The sequence below is a fragment of the Streptomyces sp. NPDC085481 genome, assembly GCF_044541845.1.
In the GTDB taxonomy this organism is placed as follows: domain Bacteria; phylum Actinomycetota; class Actinomycetes; order Streptomycetales; family Streptomycetaceae; genus Streptomyces.
Genome location: NZ_JBITTJ010000017.1, coordinates 23,166 through 42,152, shown reverse-complemented (window position 1 = coordinate 42,152; position 18,987 = coordinate 23,166). Strand labels below are relative to the sequence as shown.

The 18,987-nt window shown below is 74.9% G+C and carries 2 protein-coding genes; both read left to right on the top strand.

What is annotated here, in order from left to right; all coding sequences use genetic code 11:
• The first annotated feature begins 202 nt into the window (after positions 1-202).
• On the top strand, positions 203-1,396 hold the full coding sequence (locus tag ACIGEZ_RS29455; RefSeq protein WP_399836920.1) for a cytochrome P450: 1,194 nt from the start codon (positions 203-205) through the stop codon (positions 1,394-1,396).
• A 31-nt stretch (positions 1,397-1,427) separates the two neighbouring features.
• On the top strand, positions 1,428-18,956 hold the full coding sequence (locus ACIGEZ_RS29450) for a type I polyketide synthase (protein ID WP_399836917.1): 17,529 nt from the start codon (positions 1,428-1,430) through the stop codon (positions 18,954-18,956).
• Positions 18,957-18,987 lie beyond the last annotated feature (31 nt).

Genomic DNA, 18,987 nt, shown 5'->3' with positions numbered 1-18,987 from the left:
ACCCGGTGGGGGTCCGCACCCGCTCGCCGTCCCCTCCACTCCTCTCCGGCGGGGACGGCGGGCCGCCGCGCGGGAGCGCGACGGCGCGTCGCCGCCCGGCGTGCGTACGCCCTTTCAGGAAGCCGCGCTGCGCGTGCGGACGCCCCTTTCCGTGCGCAGAGGCATGGCCGAAGCGACACGGATGAAACGGAGGAGAAGCTTCATGAGCGAAGCGATCTCGTACGAGGACGCCTGGGCCCGCATCGACAAGTTCGACCCGCCCGCGCTCTTCGACGAGCTGCGGAAGGAACGCCCGCTGGCGCGGATGGTCTACCCCGACGGCCACGTCGGCTGGATCGCCACCAGCCACGAGCTGGCCCGGCAGGTCCTGGGCGACCCCAGGTTCAGCCACAACCTGGAGATCGGCCACTTCCCGGTCACCAAGTACGGCGGCCCGGTGCCCCAGTTCCCGGCCATGCCGGGCATGTTCATCCACATGGACCCGCCGGAGCAGACCCGCTTCCGCAAGCTCCTGACCAAGGAGTTCACCGTCCGCGGGGTCAGCCGGCTCGCCCCCGTCATCGAGCAGGTGGCCGCCGAGCAGATCGCCGCGATGCGCGCCCACGGCGACTCCGCCGACCTCCTGGAGACCTTCGCCAAGCCGCTGGTCCTGCGGGTGCTCGCCCCGCTCATCGGCCTGGACTACGCCCAGCGGGACCGCTTCGCCGAGGCGCCGGCCGTGATGAACGACCCGTTCGGCGACGCCCAGGCCTCGATGGCCGCCTTCCAGCAGGTCGGCGCGTTCATCCACGAGACCCTCGCCGCCAAGAAGGCCGAGCCCGGCGACGACATCATCAGCCGCCTCATCGATAGCGGCGAGCTGTCCGACGAGGAGCTCGGCAACATCACCGCCCTGCTGCTCTTCGCGGGGTACGAGACCACCGAAGGCGCGCTCGCCGTCGGCACCTTCGCACTGCTGCACCACACCGACCAGCTGGCCGCCCTGCGCGGCGACCTGTCGAAGATCGACGACGCCGTGGAGGAGATCCTCCGCTACGTGACCGTCAACCAGTACGAGATCTTCCGCACCGCCCTGGAGGACCTCGAACTGGGCGGCGAGTCGGTGAAGAAGGGCGAGACGGTCACCGTCTCCCTGCCGGCCGCCAACCGCGACCCCGCGAAGTTCGGGTGCCCGGCCCACCTCGATCTCGACCGGGACACCTCGGGACACGTCGCCTTCGGCTACGGCGTCCACCAGTGCGTGGGCCAGAACCTGGCCCGCCTCGTGCTCCGGATCGGCCTCCGCTCCCTCCTGGAGGCCTTCCCCGACCTCAGGCTGGCCGTGCCCGCCGACGAGATCCCGTTGCGGACCAAGGGGTCCGTGTTCTCGGTGAAGAGTCTGCCCGTCTCCTGGTAACCCCTGATCTCCGGAAGGAGTTCGCGGCAAGGTGCGCCCCGACCTGATCACCCCGCTCCCGGTCATCCTCCGGGAGAACGCCGTCCGGTTCCCGGACAAGATCGCTTTCGAGGACGACCGGCACGCGGTCACCTACGGAGAACTCGACGCACGGACGCGGAGGCTGGCCGGTCACCTGGCCGGCCTCGGCGTCCGGCGCGGCGACCGGGTGGCCCTCTGCCTCGGCAACTCGGTCGCGATGGTGGAGAGCTACCTCGCCGTGGTGCGGGCCGGCGGCATCGGCGTACCGGTCAACCCGCAGGCCACCCGGGCGGAGACGGAATACCTCCTGGCCGACAGCGGCGCGGTGTTCGCCTTCACCGGCACCGCGCATGCTGAAACGTTTCTTCAGCTCCTTCCCCGTGCTCCTCACGACCCCCGTGCTCCTCGTGAAGCGCGCTCCCGTGAGGTGTCCGTCGTCGTGGCGGGCGCGACCGGTGCCGGGGCGGCCGGCCACACCCCGGCCCCGGGCACCGCCGCGTACGAGGAACTCGCGGTCACCGAGCCCGCCGGCCAGGCCCCGGACGACCTCGGCCTCGACGAGGTCGCGTGGATGTTCTACACCTCGGGCACCACCGGCCGGCCCAAGGGCGTGCTCTCCACCCAGCGCAACTGCCTCTACTCCGTCGCCTCCTGCTACATCCCCGTGCCCGGGCTCTCGGAGCACGACCGCGTCCTGTGGCCGCTGCCGCTCTTCCACAGCCTGTCCCACATCGCCTGCGTCCTGTCCGTCACGGTCTCCGGCGCCACCGCCAGGATCATGGACGGCAGCTCCGCCGACGACATCCTGACCGCGCTGCGCGAGGACCGGTCCACCTTCCTGGCCGGCGTCCCCACGACGTACCACCACCTCGTCAGCACCGCCCGGCGCACCGGCCTCTCCCTGCCCGACCTGCGGATCGGCCTCGTCGGCGGCGCCGTCACCGGCCCGGGACTGCGCCGCGCCTTCGAGGAGAGCTTCGGCGTCCCCCTCGTCGACGCCTACGGCAGCACCGAGACCTGCGGCGCCATCACGATCAACCCGCCCGACGGCCCCGTGGTCGAGGGCTCCTGCGGACTGCCCGTCCCCGGTGTCGGCGTCCGCATCGTCGATCCCCGCACCGGCGAGGACGTGCCCGCGGGCCAGGAGGGCGAGGTCTGGGTCAGCGGACCGAACGTCATGGTCGGCTACCACAACAGCCCCGAGGCCACCGCCGAGGCCGTCCGGGACGGCTGGTTCCACACCGGTGACCTCGCCCGGCGCGACGAGGCCGGCTACTTCACGATCTGCGGCCGCCTCAAGGATCTCGTCATCCGCGGCGGCGAGAACATCCACCCCGACGAGATCGAGGCCGCCCTGCGCGGCGCCGAGGGCGTCGCCGACGCCGGGGTCGCGGGCATGCCCCACGACACCCTGGGCGAGGTCCCCGTCGCCTGGGTGGTGCCGGGACCGGACGGCCTCGACCTCGCCGGGCTGCTCGACCACTGCCGCGCCGAACTCTCCCCGTACAAGCTGCCCGAGCGGATCCACGAGGCCGGGACCATCCCCAGGACCGCTTCGGGGAAGATCGTCCGCCGCCTGCTCGCCGGGCTCCCGGCCCGGCTGCGGTACGCGGCGGACGGGCACCACGAAGGGCTGCTGCGCGCGGAGTGGGGGAGGACGGAGGTCGCGCCGGTCGCTCAGGAAGGGCTGCGCTGGGCGGTGGTGGGACCCGCGGGCATGGCCGACGGCCTGGTGGCCGGTCTTCGGCGGGCGGCCGGCGCGGCCGAGGTACGGCACTACGCCGACCCCGCCGCGTTCCGCGCGGCCGGGGACACGGCTCCCGACGTGACCGTGCTCGCGTCGCCGGACGCGGAACTGGTGGCCGGGTGGAACTCCGCGGCCGGGTGGACCGAGGCGGCCGGGTCGCGGATCGTCGTCCTCACCCGGGGCGCGGTGGCCGCCACGGAGACGGACGGGACGCCGGATCGCGCGGAGCTCGCGCTGTGGGCGGCTGCGCGGGCCGTACAGGCCGAGGGCGGTGACGGCGCGCGGCTGACGATCCTCGATCTCGGCGCCCGTACGCCGGAGTCCGGGCACGCCGCCGTCCTGCCCGCCGTCGTCGCCGCCGGCCTGCCCCAACTCGCCCTGAGGGAGGGGGAGCTGCTGCGGCCGAGCCTGGTCCGCGTCCCCGTCATCGACGGGCCGCGCGTCGCCGCGCCGGGACTCGACGGCACCGTGGTCGTCACCGGTGCCGACACCGAGACCGGCGCCGCTCTGGCCCGGCACCTGGTCGCCGCGTACGGAACACGGCGCCTGGTGCTCGTCGAGGCGACGGATGCCGACGGGCGGGGCGACGAGACGCCGCCCGACGGGGTGGAGATCGTCCGGGTGGTCGCCGACGGCACGGACCCGCTGGAGCTGTGGGAGGCGCTGGCCCGGCTCGGTCACCTCGTGACCGCGGTCGTGCACACCGCCGACGATCCCGAACTCGCCCAGGCCCTCTGCGACTTCACCGCGGACGACGAGCTCGCCGCGTACGTCGCCGTGACCGACGCCCCCGCCCTGCTCGGAGCGGCGTCCGACGACCGCCGGCCGACGACGGTCACCGCCGCCCTCACCGAGGCCGTGGTCCGCAGCCGCCGGCTGCGCGGACTGCCGGGCTCGCTCCTCGCGGTCAGCCGGCCGGAGGAGGTCCCCGCCGCCTTCGACGTACTGATCGAGACCGGATCCCCGGCCCTGCTCGCGCTCCGGCCGACCACGACGACCCCGGGCGACCGGGTGCAGACGCTCCTCGCCGGGCTCGTCGACGAGCGGCCCGGCGCCGCCGCACGGGCCGACGAGAGGGTCACCGCCGCCCTGCGTGCCCGCCTGTCCGAGCTGGACGAGCGGGCCCAGCTCGCCCTGCTCGGCGCGCTGGTCCGCGAGCAGGCCGCCGGCGTGCTCACCCCCACGGGAACCGGGCCGGTTCCGGTCGGCCGGGCCTTCCGCGACCTCGGCCTCGGCTCCCTCGCCGTCGTCGAGCTGCGCAACCGCCTGACCGAACGCACCGGGCTTCGCCTGCCGACCACCGTGACCTTCGACCACCCGACCCCCGAAGCCCTCGCCGTACACCTGCGGGCCAAGGTCCTGGGCCTGTCCGACACGGCCGGGGAGCCGGCGGCGGACCCCGACCTCCCTGGGTCCGCCGACCCAGGTGAACCGATCGCGATCGTGGGCATGGCCGTCCGCCTGCCGGGTGGTGTGGCGAGCCCGGAGGACCTGTGGCGGCTGGTCAGCGAGGGCCGGGACGCGATGTCCGGCTTCCCGACCGACCGCGGCTGGGACCTGGAGGGGCTGTTCGACTCCGACCGGGAGAAGACCGGGACGACGTACGTGAACCAGGGTGGATTCCTGGACGGCGCGGGGGAGTTCGACGCCGGGTTCTTCGGGATCTCGCCGCGTGAGGCGCTGGCGATGGACCCGCAGCAGCGGCTGCTCCTGGAGACCTCGTGGGAGGCCCTGGAGCGGGCTGGGATCGACCCGGGGACGCTCAAGGGCCGGGACGTCGGGGTGTTCTCCGGCCTGATGGGGCAGGGGTACGGGCCGACCGGCCCGGCCCCCGCGGAGCTCGAAGGCTTCGTCGCCACGGGCACGGCGTCGAGCGTGGCCTCGGGGCGTGTGTCGTACGTCTTCGGGTTCGAGGGTCCGGCCGTGACCGTCGACACGGCGTGTTCCTCGTCCCTCGTCGCCATCCACCTCGCCGCTCAGGCGCTGCGCCAGGGCGAGTGCTCGCTGGCGCTCGCGGGGGGTGCGACCGTGATGGCGACGCCGGACACCTTCGTGGAGTTCTCGCGGCAGGGTGCGCTGTCCTCGGACGGGCGCTGCAAGTCGTACGCGGACGGCGCGGACGGTACGGGCTGGGCCGAGGGCGCCGGTGTGGTCGTGCTCGAGCGGCTGTCGGAGGCGCGGCGGAACGGGCATCGGGTGCTGGCCGTGGTGCGTGGTTCTGCGGTGAATCAGGATGGTGCGTCGAACGGGTTGACGGCGCCGAACGGGTTGTCGCAGCAGCGGGTGATTCGTAAGGCGCTGGCGGCGGCGGGTCTGTCGGCGGGTGATGTGGATGTGGTGGAGGGGCACGGCACGGGTACGGTGCTTGGCGACCCGATCGAGGCGCAGGCGTTGCTGGCGACCTATGGTCAGGATCGGTCGGTTGAGCGGCCTTTGTGGTTGGGGTCGTTGAAGTCGAATGTCGGGCATACGCAGGCGGCTGCGGGTGTGTCGGGCGTGATCAAGATGGTGCAGGCGTTGCGGCACGGGGTCATGCCGGCGACGCTGCACGTCGATGCTCCGTCGTCGCAGGTGGACTGGTCGGCCGGCGCGGTCCGGCTGCTGACCGAGGCGCGGGAGTGGTCGGCCGTCGGGCGGCCGCGCCGGGCTGGCGTCTCCTCCTTCGGCGTCAGCGGGACGAACGCGCACCTGGTCCTGGAGGAGGCCCCGGCCGGAGAGCCGGAGCCGGAGCCGGTGGCGGTGCAGTCCTCCGCCGACGGCATCGTGCCGTTGGTGGTGTCGGCGAAGAGTGCCGGTGCGCTCGCGGGGCAGGCCGAGCGGCTGGTGTCCTTCGTGGAGGCGGCCGAGGAGCTGCCGTTGTCCCCGCTCGCCGGTGCGCTGGTCGCGCGGCGGGCGGTGCTCGGCGAGCGGGCCGTGGTGCCGGCCGGTTCGCGTGCGGAGGCCCTGGCGGGGCTGCGTGCGCTCGCGCGCGGGGAGACCGCGTCGGGTGCGGTCGTCGGCAGTGCCGTGGCCGTGGGGCGGACGGTGCTGGTGTTCCCGGGGCAGGGTTCGCAGTGGGTCGGGATGGGTCGTGAACTCCTCGACTCCTCACCGGTGTTCGCGGGGCGGGTCGCCGAGTGTGCGGTGGCTCTTGAGTCTTGGGTGGACTGGTCGCTGATCGATGTGCTGCGGGGGGATGCTCCGGCCGAACTGCTGGACCGCGTCGATGTGTTGCAGCCCGCGAGCTTCGCCGTGATGGTCGGTCTGGCCGCGGTGTGGGCGTCGGTGGGTGTCGTTCCCGACGCCGTGGTCGGGCACTCGCAGGGCGAGATCGCCGCTGCTTGTGTGTCCGGTGCGCTGTCCCTTGAGGACGCGGCGCGGATCGTCGCGGTGCGCAGCCGGATCATCGCGGGCGAGCTGGCCGGGCGTGGCGGTATGGCCTCGGTGGCCCTCCCGGAGGCGGATGCCGTCCGGCGACTTGAGCAGTGGGCCGGCCGGGTGGAGGTCGCGGCCGTCAACGGGCCCGCCTCCGTCGTGGTCGCCGGTGACGCGGAAGCCCTCGACGAGGCGCTCGACGTGCTCACGGCGGACGGCGTCCGCGTGCGTCGGGTCGCGGTGGACTACGCCTCCCACACCCGGCACGTCGAGGCCGTCGAGGAAGCGCTGACGACCGCGTTCGCCGACATCAGGGCCGAGGCTCCGCGCCTTCCCTTCCTCTCGACCGTGACCGGCGAGTGGGTCCGCGAGGCCGGCGTCCTCGACGGCGGCTACTGGTACCGCAACCTGCGCAACCAGGTCCGGTTCGGGCCCGCGATCGCCGAGCTCCTCGCCGACGGCCACACCGTCTTCGTGGAGTCCAGCGCCCACCCCGTGCTCCTCCAGCCGGTCAACGAGATCGTGGACCAGGCGGACACCGAGGCCGTGGTGACCGGCTCGCTGCGCCGCGAGGAGGGCGGCCTGCGCCGCCTGCTGACCTCGATGGCCGAGCTCTTCGTCCGTGGCGTGCCCGTCGACTGGGCCGGCGTCCTCCCGGTGGGTGCCGATGCCGGGCACGTCGACCTCCCGACGTACGCCTTCGAGCGCCGGCACTTCTGGCTCCGGGCCACGCCCGCGCTCGACGCCGCCTCGCTCGGTCAGGACGGCGCCGACCATCCGCTCATCGGGGCGATCGTCGGCCGGCCGGACTCCGGCGGCTTCATGACCACCTCGCGGTGGTCGGTCGACGCCCACCCCTGGCTGGCCGATCACGCCGTCGGCGATGTCGTCGTGGTGCCGAGCGCGGCGCTCGTCGAGCTGGCCGTCCGGTTCGGCGACGAGCTCGGCAGCCCGCTGGTCGAGGAGCTGGCCGTCGAACGGCCCGTGGTGCTGCCGCTGCGGGGCGGCAGGGCCGTACAGATGACGGTGGGGGAGGCCGACGAGCAGGGTCGGCGGGTGCTCGAGGTGTACTCCCGCGCGGACGGCGCGGGGCTTGACGGCGCATGGACCCGGCATGCGCGCGGCACGCTGCTGCCTGGCCTGGCCGGCGCCGTGGGCGGCGCGCCGACGGCCGGTGACGGTCCGGCGAGCGATGTCGCCCTCGACGAGGCGGTCGGCGACGCCGACCGTTACGGCCTGCACCCGGCGCTGCTCGACGCGGCGGTCCGGACGACCGTGCCCGAAGGCATGGTCGCGACCCGGTGGCGCGGGGTGACGCTGCTGGCCTCCGGCGCCGCCGCGGTGCGGGTGCGCTCGTCCCGTACGGCCGCCGGGGAGACCCGGCTCGAGGTGGCCGATACCACCGGCGCGCCGGTGCTGACGGCCGACGCCGTCGTCGCCGAGCCGTTCTCGACCGCGCGGGAGGGGATCGCGGGAGCGTCGGCCCACGACGCCCTGTTCCGGATCGACTGGACCGAACTTCAGCGGTCCGCAGGCGAGATGACCTCGGACGGCGGCACGATCGCGACCGTCGTCGACGCCGGCGGCGTCACCGCCCTCGCGGCGGACGGGGTCGCGGTGCCGGACCTCCTGCTGTACGAGGCCGGGCAGGCGCCCGCCTCCGGCGACCCGCGCGCGGCCGTCGCCGCCGCGCTGGACCTGCTCCGGGCGTGGCTGGCGGAGCCCGCCCTCGCGCCCACCCGGCTCGTCGTGACGATTCCCGGCGATGCCGAGGACGATCCGGCCGTGGCCGCCGTGGCGGGTCTGCTGCGGTCGGCGCAGTCGGAGCACCCGGACCGCATCGTGCTCGTCGAGCGGGACGACGACGCGGCGGAGGTCGGGGAGGCCAGGGAGGCCCGGAGAACCACGGACGCGGCCGTGCAGGCCGCGCGGCTCGCGGCGGCCGCCGGTGAGCCCCGGGTCCGTGTGCGCGGTGGTGTGGTGTCCGTACCCCGGCTGGTGCGCGCCTCGGTCCCCGAAGGCCCCCGGCGCGCGCTCGACCCGGACGGCACGGTCCTCGTCACCGGTGGAACCGGGACGCTCGGTGGCCTCGTCGCCCGGCACCTGGTGGCCGGACACGGCGTACGGCACCTCCTGTTGGCCAGCCGGAGCGGACCGGACGCCGAAGGGGCGGCGGCGCTGCGCGAAGAGCTCGCCGGGCTCGGCGCGACCGTCACCGTCGCCGCCTGCGACACCGCCGACCGGGGCGCCGTGGCGGAGCTCCTCGCCGCGGTACCGGAGGCACACCCGCTCACCGCCGTCGTGCACACCGCCGGCGTCCTCGACGACGGCGTGGTCACCGCCCTGACCCCGGACCGCGTCGACACCGTCCTGCGGCCGAAACTGGACGCCGCTCTGCACCTGCACGAGCTGACGCGGGGTACGGACCTCGCGGCGTTCGTCCTCTTCTCGTCCGCCGCCGGTGTCCTCGGCAACCCCGGACAGGCCAACTACGCAGCGGCCAACGCCACCCTGGACGCGCTCGCCCTCCACCGCCGCCGGCTCGGTCTGCCCGCCGTCTCGCTCGCCTGGGGCTACTGGAGCGACGCCAGCGGCATGACCCGGCACCTCGGCACCGCCGACCTGCACCGCACCCGGCGCCTCGGCATGATCGGACTCTCCGCCGCCGAGGGCATGGCGGTCCTCGATACGGCCCTGCGCGCGGGCGACGACACGCCCGCCGTCCTCGTGGCCACCCGGTTCGACCTGCCCGCGCTGCGGGCCGCAGCCCGCGCCGGAAACCCCGTGGCGCCGCTGTTGCGCGGCCTCGCACCCGCCCCGCGCCCGACGGCCCGGGCCGCGCACGCGGCCGACACCGGCTCCCTGCGCCGGCGGCTCGACCCCCTGGGCACGCGGGAGCGCGGCGAGGCGCTGGTCGACCTGGTCCGCCGTAACGCCGCTCAGGTGCTCGGGCACTCCGGGGCCGGCGCCGTCCGGGCCGACCGTGCCTTCAAGGACGCCGGCTTCGACTCGCTGACCGCCGTCGAGCTCCGTAACCGGCTCGCGTCCGCGACCGGCCTCACCCTGCCCTCCACCGTGGTCTTCGACTACCCGAAGCCGGCGTCGCTCGCCGCCTATCTGCGCCTACGGCTCTTCGGCGACGAGGCGGAGGCGCGCGACGGGGAAGGGCGCGAGAACGAGCGGCGCGAGGAGGACCGGGACCGGGGTGCCGTGCCGGCCCGCTCCGACGATCCGATCGCCATCGTCGCGATGGCCTGCCGCTTCCCCGGCGGCGTCGAGAGCCCCGAGGACCTGTGGCGCCTGGTCGCCGAAGGCGTCGACGTCGTCGGTGAGTTCCCCGGCGACCGCGGCTGGGACATCGACCGGCACTACGACGCCGATCCCGACAAGGCCGGGAAGACGTACGTCCGGCACGGCGCGTTCCTGGACGACGCGACCGGCTTCGACGCCGCCTTCTTCGGGATCTCCCCGAACGAGGCGCTCGCGATGGACCCGCAGCAGCGGCTGCTCCTGGAGACGTCCTGGGAGGCGTTCGAACGCGCCGCGATCGACCCGACGGGGCTCGGCGGCCAGGACGTCGGCGTGTTCGTCGGCGTCAACAGCCACGACTACACCGTACGCACGCACCACGCCCCCGGAGTCGAGGGCTTCCGCCTCACCGGAAGCTCCGGCAGCGTCCTCTCGGGCCGGATCGCCTACCAGTTCGGCTTCGAGGGCCCGGCCATCACGATCGACACCGCCTGCTCCTCCTCGCTCGTCGCCCTGCACATGGCGGCCCGCGCGCTGCGGCAGGGCGAGTGCTCCATGGCCCTGGCCGGCGGCGTGATGGTGATGGGCAACCTGGAGACCTTCGTCGAGTTCTCCCGGCAGCGCGGCCTGTCCGAGGACGGGCGGTGCAAGGCCTTCGCGGACGCGGCGGACGGGACCGGCTGGTCCGAGGGCGTCGGCGTGCTCCTCGTCGAGCGGCTCTCCGACGCGCGCCGCCGGGGTCACCAGGTCCTCGCGGTGGTCAGCGGCAGCGCGGTCAACCAGGACGGCGCGTCGAACGGCCTGACGGCCCCGAACGGCCTCTCGCAGCAGCGGGTGATCCGCAGGGCGCTCGCCGACGCCGGTCTGTCGACGGCCGACGTCGACGCGGTCGAGGGCCACGGTACGGGTACGGTGCTCGGCGACCCGATCGAGGCGCAGGCGCTGCTCGCCACGTACGGGCAGGACCGGCCCGCCGGCCGGCCGCTCTGGCTCGGCTCGGTCAAGTCGAACATCGGCCACACCCAGGCCGCGGCCGGCGTGGCCGGTGTCATCAAGATGGTCATGGCGATGCGGCACGGCGTCCTGCCCCGCACCCTGCACGTGGACCGGCCCTCCACCCACGTGGACTGGGCGGCGGGCGCGGTGGAGCTCCTCACCGAGGCCCGCGCGTGGCCGGACAGCGATCACCCGCGGCGCGCCGGTGTCTCGTCGTTCGGCATCGGCGGGACCAACGCGCACGTGGTGATCCAGCAGGTGGAGGCGGAGGACGCCGGCGCCTCCGAGCGGGCGGCGGCCGACGGCCCGGTACCGGCCGTGGACCAGGGGCCCGGCGTCGAGCCGGTGCCTGCCGCCGAGCCGGTCCGTGGCGTCGAGCCGGTGCCTGCCGCCGGGCCCGTGCCTGGCGTCGAATCGGCGCCCGGTCCTGAGTCGGCGCCCGCAGCCCGCCCCGTACCCCCGGCTCCCGCCCTCCTGCCCGTGCCCCTGTCGGCCCGGACGGCGGCAGCCCTGCGCGCCCAGGCCGGGCGTCTCGCGCGGTTCGTCGACGGGCGGCCCGAGCTGTCGGTCACCGACGTCGCGTACGCCCTGGCCACCACCCGGGCGCGGCTCGACCACCGGGCGGTCCTGCCGGCCGGTGACCGGGAGCAGCTCGCCGAGGCGCTGCGTGCGCTCGAGAGCGGCGCGCCCACCGCGACCACGGTCACCGGCACTCCCGCCGAGGGCAAGCTGGCCTTCCTCTTCACCGGACAGGGCAGCCAGTGGGCGGGCATGGGCCGTGAACTCGCCGCGCGGTACCCGGTGTTCCGGGAGGCCTTCGCCGCCGCGTGCGACGCCGTCGAGCGGCACCTGGACGGCCACCTGGCGCGCCCGCTCCACGAGGTGGTGTTCGCCGAGCCCGGGACGGCCGAGGCCGCGCTGCTCGACCGCACCCTTTACACCCAGGCGGGTCTCTTCGCCCTGGAGACCGCTCTGTTCCGGCTCTTCGCCTCCTGGGGCGTACGGCCGGACCTCGTCGCCGGACACTCGGTCGGCGAGATCTCCGCGGCCCACGCCGCCGGGGTCCTCGACCTCGCGGAGGCAGGCGAACTGGTCGCGGCCCGGGGCCGGTTGATGCAGGCCCTGCCCGCGGGCGGCGCGATGGTCGCCGTGCAGGCGGCCGAGGCCGAGGTGGCACCGCTGCTGGCCGAGGCCACCGGCGAGATCGCGCTCGCCGCGGTCAACGGCCCCGACGCCGTCGTCCTCTCCGGCACCGAGGAGGCCGTCCTGGCCGTGGCCGCGCGGCTGGCCGGACAGGGGCGCAAGACCAAGCGGCTGACGGTCAGCCATGCCTTCCACTCGCCGCTGATGGCCCCCATGCTCGACGAGTTCCGCGCCGTCGTCGCCCGGCTGCGCCCCCGGCTCGCCACCATCCCCGTCGTCTCCACGCTCACCGGCGCCCCCGCCGAGGACGGCGGGTTCGCCACCCCTGAGTACTGGGCCGACCAGGTACGCCACACCGTGCGGTTCGCCGACGCGGTCACCGCGCTGCGCGACCTGGGTGCCGGGACCTTCCTGGAGATCGGGCCCGGCGGCGGACTCACCGCCCTCGCCCTCGGCACCCTCGGCCCGGACCACCGGGGCTGCGTCGCCACCCTGCCCGCGGCGAGTCGCGAGGGCGGCTCCGAGGAGACCGCGGTCCTCACCGCGCTCGCCGAACTGCACGTCCGCGGCACGGAACCCGACTGGCCCGCCCTCCTCGGCACACCGGCCCTCGCGATCGGCGCCGACCTGCCCACGTACGCCTTCCAGCACCAGCGGTACTGGGCCGAGCCCGAGACCACCGCCGTCGACGCCGAGGCGCTCGGCGCCCGCGCCACCGGGCACCCGCTGCTCGGCACGGCCGTCGAGATCCCCGACGACCGGGGCGACGACGCCGGTGGCGGGGGCAGTCGCGTCGTGCTCACCGGGCGGATCGACCGGCGTGTGGTCGCCCCGCTCCTCGACCCCGCCACCGGCGCCGTTCCGGCCGCCGTGCTCCTCGACCTGCTGATCCACGCCGGCACCGAGGCGGGCAGCGGCGCCGTCGAACAGATCACCGTCGACCGGCCGCTGACCGTGCCCGAACACGAGCACCTTCAGCTCCGCGTCCACGTCGAGACCCCGGGCCGCGACGGGCTGCGCCGCGTCGCCGTCCACAGCAGGCCGTCCGGCGAGGAGAACGGCACCTGGACCCGGCACGCGCGCGCCCTGCTCCGGCCCGGTCAGGCCCGGCCCTCCTTCGACCTGCGCACCTGGCCGCCGGCCGCCGGACCCGCTGCCCCGGCGGACGCAGCCCACGGCCTGCCCGGCGTACCCGGCCTGCCCGGCGTACCCGGCCTGACGGAGGCGGCGGACGGCCGGCTCTTCGCCGACATCGCGCTGCCCGCCGAACTCGCCGAAGAGGCCAAGGAGTTCGCCCTCCATCCGGCACTTCTCGACAGCGCCCTTCGGCTGCTCGCCGGCCGCACCGCCCCGACCGGGCGCGATCTGATCGCCTGCGCCGACCTCGCTGTGTACGCGGAGGGGGCCACCGCCCTCCGGCTGCGGGTCACCCCCGTCGAGGGCGGCCGTCACCTCGTGGAGCTCGCCGACCACATGGGCGAACCGGTCGCCGCGCTCGGCCCGCTGGCGCTGGGAGGCCTGGACGACGCGTCCACGGAAGCCGCCGAACCCGCCCTCCCCGAGGCGCCGGTGACGGAGGACGGGCCGCTCGTCCGGCGGGTCGTCGACCGGCCCGCGGGCTCCGGCGGAACGCTGGCCGACCGGCTCGCCGCGCTGGGCGCCGCCGAGCAGCAGCGCATGCTGATGGACCTGGTGCAGGAGAGCGCCGCCGTCGTCCTCGGCCACACGGGCGCCGACGCGTTCGACGGGAACCAGCCGTTCAAGGACCTCGGCTTCGACTCCCTCAGTGCCGTCAGACTCCGCAACAGGCTGCACGACTTCACCGGCATGAGCCTGCCGAGCAGCCTCGTCTTCGACTACCCGACCCCGACCGCCCTCGCCGGACACCTGCGTACGGAACTGCTCGGCGAGGAGGCCACGACCGGGACGGCGGCCGGGACCGAGACCGGCGGCCTCGCGGGGGGCTCCGCCACCGCCGTGCCGGCGGACCCGGAGGAGCCGATCGCCATCATCGCCACGAGCACCCGCCTGCCCGGCGGCGTCGACACCCCCGAGGACCTGTGGCGACTGGTCGTCGAGGAGCGCGACGCGCTCTCCGGCTTCCCGCAGGACCGGGACTGGGACGTCGACAAGCTCTACCACCCGGACCCCACCCACCCCGGCACGACCTACACCCGCGTCGGCGGATTCCTGCACGACGCCGCCCGGTTCGACGCGGGACTCTTCGGGATCTCGCCGCGCGAGGCGCTGGCGATGGACCCGCAGCAGCGGCTGCTCCTGGAGACCTCGTGGGAGGCCCTCGAACGCGCCGGCATCGACCCGCTCTCCACCCGGGGCCGTGACATCGGCGTCTTCACCGGCATCGTCCACCACGACTACGTCACCCGTCTGCGACAGGTCCCCGAGGACGTCCGGGGCTATGTGATGACCGGCACCTCGTCGAGCGTGGCGTCGGGCCGGGTCTCGTACGTGTTCGGCTTCGAGGGTCCGGCCGTGACCGTCGACACGGCCTGCTCCTCCTCGCTCGTGGCGATGCACCTGGCGGCCCAGGCGCTGCGGCGCGGCGAGTGCTCGCTTGCCCTCGCGGGCGGCGCGACCGTCATGTCCAGCCCCGACGCCTTCGTCGAGTTCGCCCGCCAGCGCGGCCTCTCCGCCGACGGCCGCTGCAAGGCGTACTCCTCGACCGCGGACGGTACGGGCTGGGCCGAGGGCGTGGGTGTGGTGGTCCTGGAGCGGCTGTCGGAGGCCCGGCGCAACGGGCACCGGATCCTGGCCGTCCTGCGCGGCAGCGCGGTCAACCAGGACGGCGCCTCCAACGGCCTCACCGCCCCCAACGGCCCCTCGCAACAGCGGGTGATCCGGCGCGCCCTGGCCGACGCGGGCCTGTCGACGGCGGACGTCGACGTCGTCGAGGGCCACGGCACCGGCACCTCTCTGGGCGATCCGATCGAGGTCCAGGCCCTGCTCGCCACCTACGGCCAGGGCCGGCCCGCCGACCGCCCGCTGTGGCTCGGCTCGCTGAAGTCCAACATCGGTCACACCCAGGCCGCGGCGGGAGTCTCCGGCGTCATCAAGATGGTCGAGGCGCTGCGGCACGGCGTCATGCCGCCCACCCTCCACGTCGAGGAGCCGACACCGCAGGTGGACTGGACGGCCGGCGCCGTCGAGTTGCTGACCCGGGCGCGCGAGTGGCCGGCCGACGGCCGGCCGCGCCGGGCCGCCGTCTCCTCCTTCGGAGCGAGCGGCACCAACGCGCACGTGATCCTGGAGGAGGCGCCCGAGGAGTCCGCGGCGCTCGCCGCGGGCGAGCTCCTCGTGGAGCCGTCCGTCGAGCCGTCCGTCGAGCCTCCCGTCGTGGCCTCCGTCGTGCCGCTGGTCGTCTCCGCGAAGAGCGCCGGCTCACTGGCCGGACAGGCCGAGCGGCTCGCCTCCTTCCTCGGCTCCGTGCAGCAACCTTCGGCCCTGCCGGAGATCGCGGCCGCGCTCGCGTCGGGGCGCGCGGTGCTCGGCGAGCGCGCGGTGATCGTGGCCGGTACGAGCGAAGAGGCCCTCGACGGAGTGCGTGCGCTGGCTCGCGAGCAGTCCGTGCCCGGTGCGGTCGTCGGCAGTGCCGTGGCCGTGGGGCGGACGGTGCTGGTGTTCCCGGGGCAGGGTTCGCAGTGGGTCGGGATGGGTCGTGAACTCCTCGACTCCTCACCGGTGTTCGCGGAGCGGATCGCCGAGTGTGCGGTGGCTCTTGAGCCTTGGGTGGACTGGTCGCTGGTCGATGTGCTGCGGGGGGATGCGCCGGCCGAACTGCTGGACCGCGTCGATGTGTTGCAGCCCGCGAGCTTCGCCGTGATGGTCGGTCTGGCCGCGGTGTGGGAGTCGGTGGGTGTCGTTCCCGACGCCGTGGTCGGGCACTCGCAGGGCGAGATCGCCGCTGCTTGTGTGTCCGGTGCGCTGTCCCTTGAGGACGCGGCCCGGGTCGTGGCCGTACGCAGCCAGGTCATCGCCGGCAGCCTCGCGGGGCGCGGAGGGATGGCCTCGGTGGCGCTCTCGGAGGAGGACGCGCTCAAGCGCCTGGAGCGCTGGGCCGACCGCGTGGAGGTGGCGGCCGTCAACGGGCCCTCGTCCGTGGTGGTCGCCGGTGATGCCGAAGCTCTGGACGAGGCTCTGGAGGTCCTGGCCGCGGACGGCGTCCGCGTGCGGCGCGTGGCGGTGGACTACGCCTCCCACACCCGGCACGTCGAGGCGATCGAGGACGCTTTGACGACGGCCTTCGCCGACATCCGGGCCCAGGCCCCGCTGATTCCCCTCTACTCCACCGTGATCCTCGAGTGGGTCCGGGAGGCCGGCGTCCTCGACGGCGGCTACTGGTACCGGAACCTCCGCAGCCAGGTCCGGTTCGGGCCCGCGATCGCCGACCTCCTCGCCGACGGCCACACCGTCTTCGTGGAGTCCAGCGCCCACCCCGTCCTCGTCCAGCCGGTCAACGAGATCGTCGACGAGGCGGACGACACCGTCCGGCTGCGCGCCGTCGTCGGCAGCACACTGCGCAGGGAGGACGGCGGCCCGCGCCGCCTGCTGACCTCGATGGCCGAACTCTTCGTCCGCGGCGTCCCCGTCGACTGGGCCGCCGTCCTCCGGGCCGGCACCGGCAGCACCAGCGGCAGCGGAGGCTCCGGCACCCGTACGGCCACAAGCCACGTCGACCTCCCCACGTACGCCTTCGACCGACGCCACTACTGGCTCCAGGAGGCCGAGGACACCGACGGCAGCGGCGCCTCCGGCGAGGACACCGACGCGGAGTTCTGGACCGCCGTCGAGCAGACCGACGCCGACTCGCTCGCCGGGCTGCTCGCCCCGGACTCCGCCGGCCTCCGCGACGCCCTGCGCACCGTCGTACCGGTCCTGGCGGACTGGCGCGGCAGGCGACGGCAGCGGTCCAGCGCCGAGCGACTCCGTTACGCCGTCACCTGGCGGCCCCTGGAGCGCGAGGCGTCCGGGGTACCCGCGGGCCGCTGGCTCGCCGTCCTGCCGGCGGAGCGCCCGGGTGAAGGCCCGGGCGGAGGCCCGGCGGAAAGCGCGCCCGGATCCGCGTCCGGCTCCCGGGCCGCCGGGCTGCTCGCCGCGCTCCGCGCCCAGGGACTCGACGTCGTGCCCCTGGAGATCGACCCCTCCGCGCTCACCCGCGCCGGGCTCGCCGAGCACCTCAGTGGCGCCAGGGCCGCGTACGAGCCCGCCGGCGTCCTCTCCCTCCTCGCCGTCGACGGCCCGCAGGACGCCACCGCCGCGGCCGCCCGGACCCTCGCCCTGATCCAGGCGCTCGGGGACGCGGGGGTCGACGGACCGCTGTGGTGCCTGACCCGGGGCGCGGTGAACACCGGCGTCCAGGACACCGTCACCGCGCCGGGCGCGGCCGCGCTGTGGGGCCTGGGCCGCGCCGCGGCCCTCGAACACCCCGACCGGTGGGGCGGCCTGATCGACCTGCCGGCGACCGCCGACGCCCGCACCGCGCAGTACCTGGTCGGGGCCCTGAACAGCGCCGCCGGCGACGACCAGCTCGCCGTCCGCCGCTCCGGCGTCTACAGCCGGCGACTGACCCGCAAGCCCGCAGCCGAGGCCCCCGCCGACGGCGGGTGGCAGCCCCGCGGCACCGTCCTGGTGACCGGCGGAGCCGAAGCCCTCGGCAGGCACGCCTCGCTCTGGCTCGCCCGCTCGGGCGTACGGCGGCTCATCGTCACCACCACCGCTCAGGCGCCCGCCGACGCCGTCGCCGGTCTGCTGGGCACACTGGCGGACGCCGGGGCGGAGACGACCGTCGTCTCCTGCGCCGACTCCGACCGGGAGACGCTCGCCCGCCTGATCACCGAGACCCCGGAGGACCAGCCGCTCACCGCCGTCGTGCACGCCGCCGACACTTCCTGGACCAGCAACGTCGCCGACACCGGACTCGCCGACCTCACCGAGGTGTTCGCCGCCAAGGTCGACACCGCCCTGTGGCTCGACGCCCTGCTCAGCGACGCCGGGACCGACGCCGGGACCGACGCCGGAACCGGCACTGAAGCCGGTACCCGAGCCGGCACCGGCACCGGGTCCCGTCCTCCGCTCGACGCCTTCGTCGTCTTCTCCTCCATCGCCGGCATCTGGGGCGGCGGCGGCCAGGGCGTCTCCGGCGCGGCCAACGCCGTCCTGGACGCCCTGGTCGAACGGCGTCGCGGCCGCGGCCTCGCGGCCACCTCGATCGCCTGGGGCGCCCTCGACGAGGTCGGCGCCGGCATGGACGAGGCGGCTCTCGCCCAGCTGCGCCGGCGCGGTGTCCTGCCGATGGCCCCGCGGATCGCGACGACCGCCTTCGAACAGGCCGTGGAGGCGCGGGAGAAGGCCGTGACGGTCGTGGACATGGACTGGGAGGCGTTCATCCCGGCGTTCACCTCCGTCCGGGTCAGCCCGCTCTTCGCCGACCTGCCCGAAGCCGCGGCGGCCCTGCGCGCCTCCCAGCCCGACGCCGAGAACAGCGACACCACGTCCTCCCTGGTGGACTCCCTCCGGGACGTCCCCGAGGCCGAACAGAACCGCCTGCTGCTCCGGCTGGTCTGCGGACAGGCCGCGACCGTCCTCGGACACAGCAGCGCGGAGAGCATCGGCCCGCTCCAGGCCTTCCAGGAGGTCGGCTTCGACTCGCTCGCCGCCGTCAACCTCCGTAACAGCCTCCACGTGGCGACCGGTCTGCGGCTGCCCGCCACCCTCGTCTTCGACTACCCGACCCCGGACGCCCTCGTCGGCTACCTGCGCTCCGAGCTGCTGACGGAGACGGGCGACGACGACCTGGACGGGCGGGAGGACGACCTGCGGCGCGCACTCGCGCAGGTCCCGCTCGCCCGGTTCCGGGAGGCCGGCCTCCTCGACACCCTGCTCGCCCTCCTCGACACCGAGGACGGCGCCGCCCCCGTGGCGGCGCCCGACCCGGACCCTGCGGCGCCCGCGGCCGAGGACGACGCCGACCTGATCGACGCGATGGACGTCGCCGACCTCGTACAGCGCGCCCTCGGCAACCACGCCAACTGACCACCTGACTTGACCGACAGCGGATAGACGG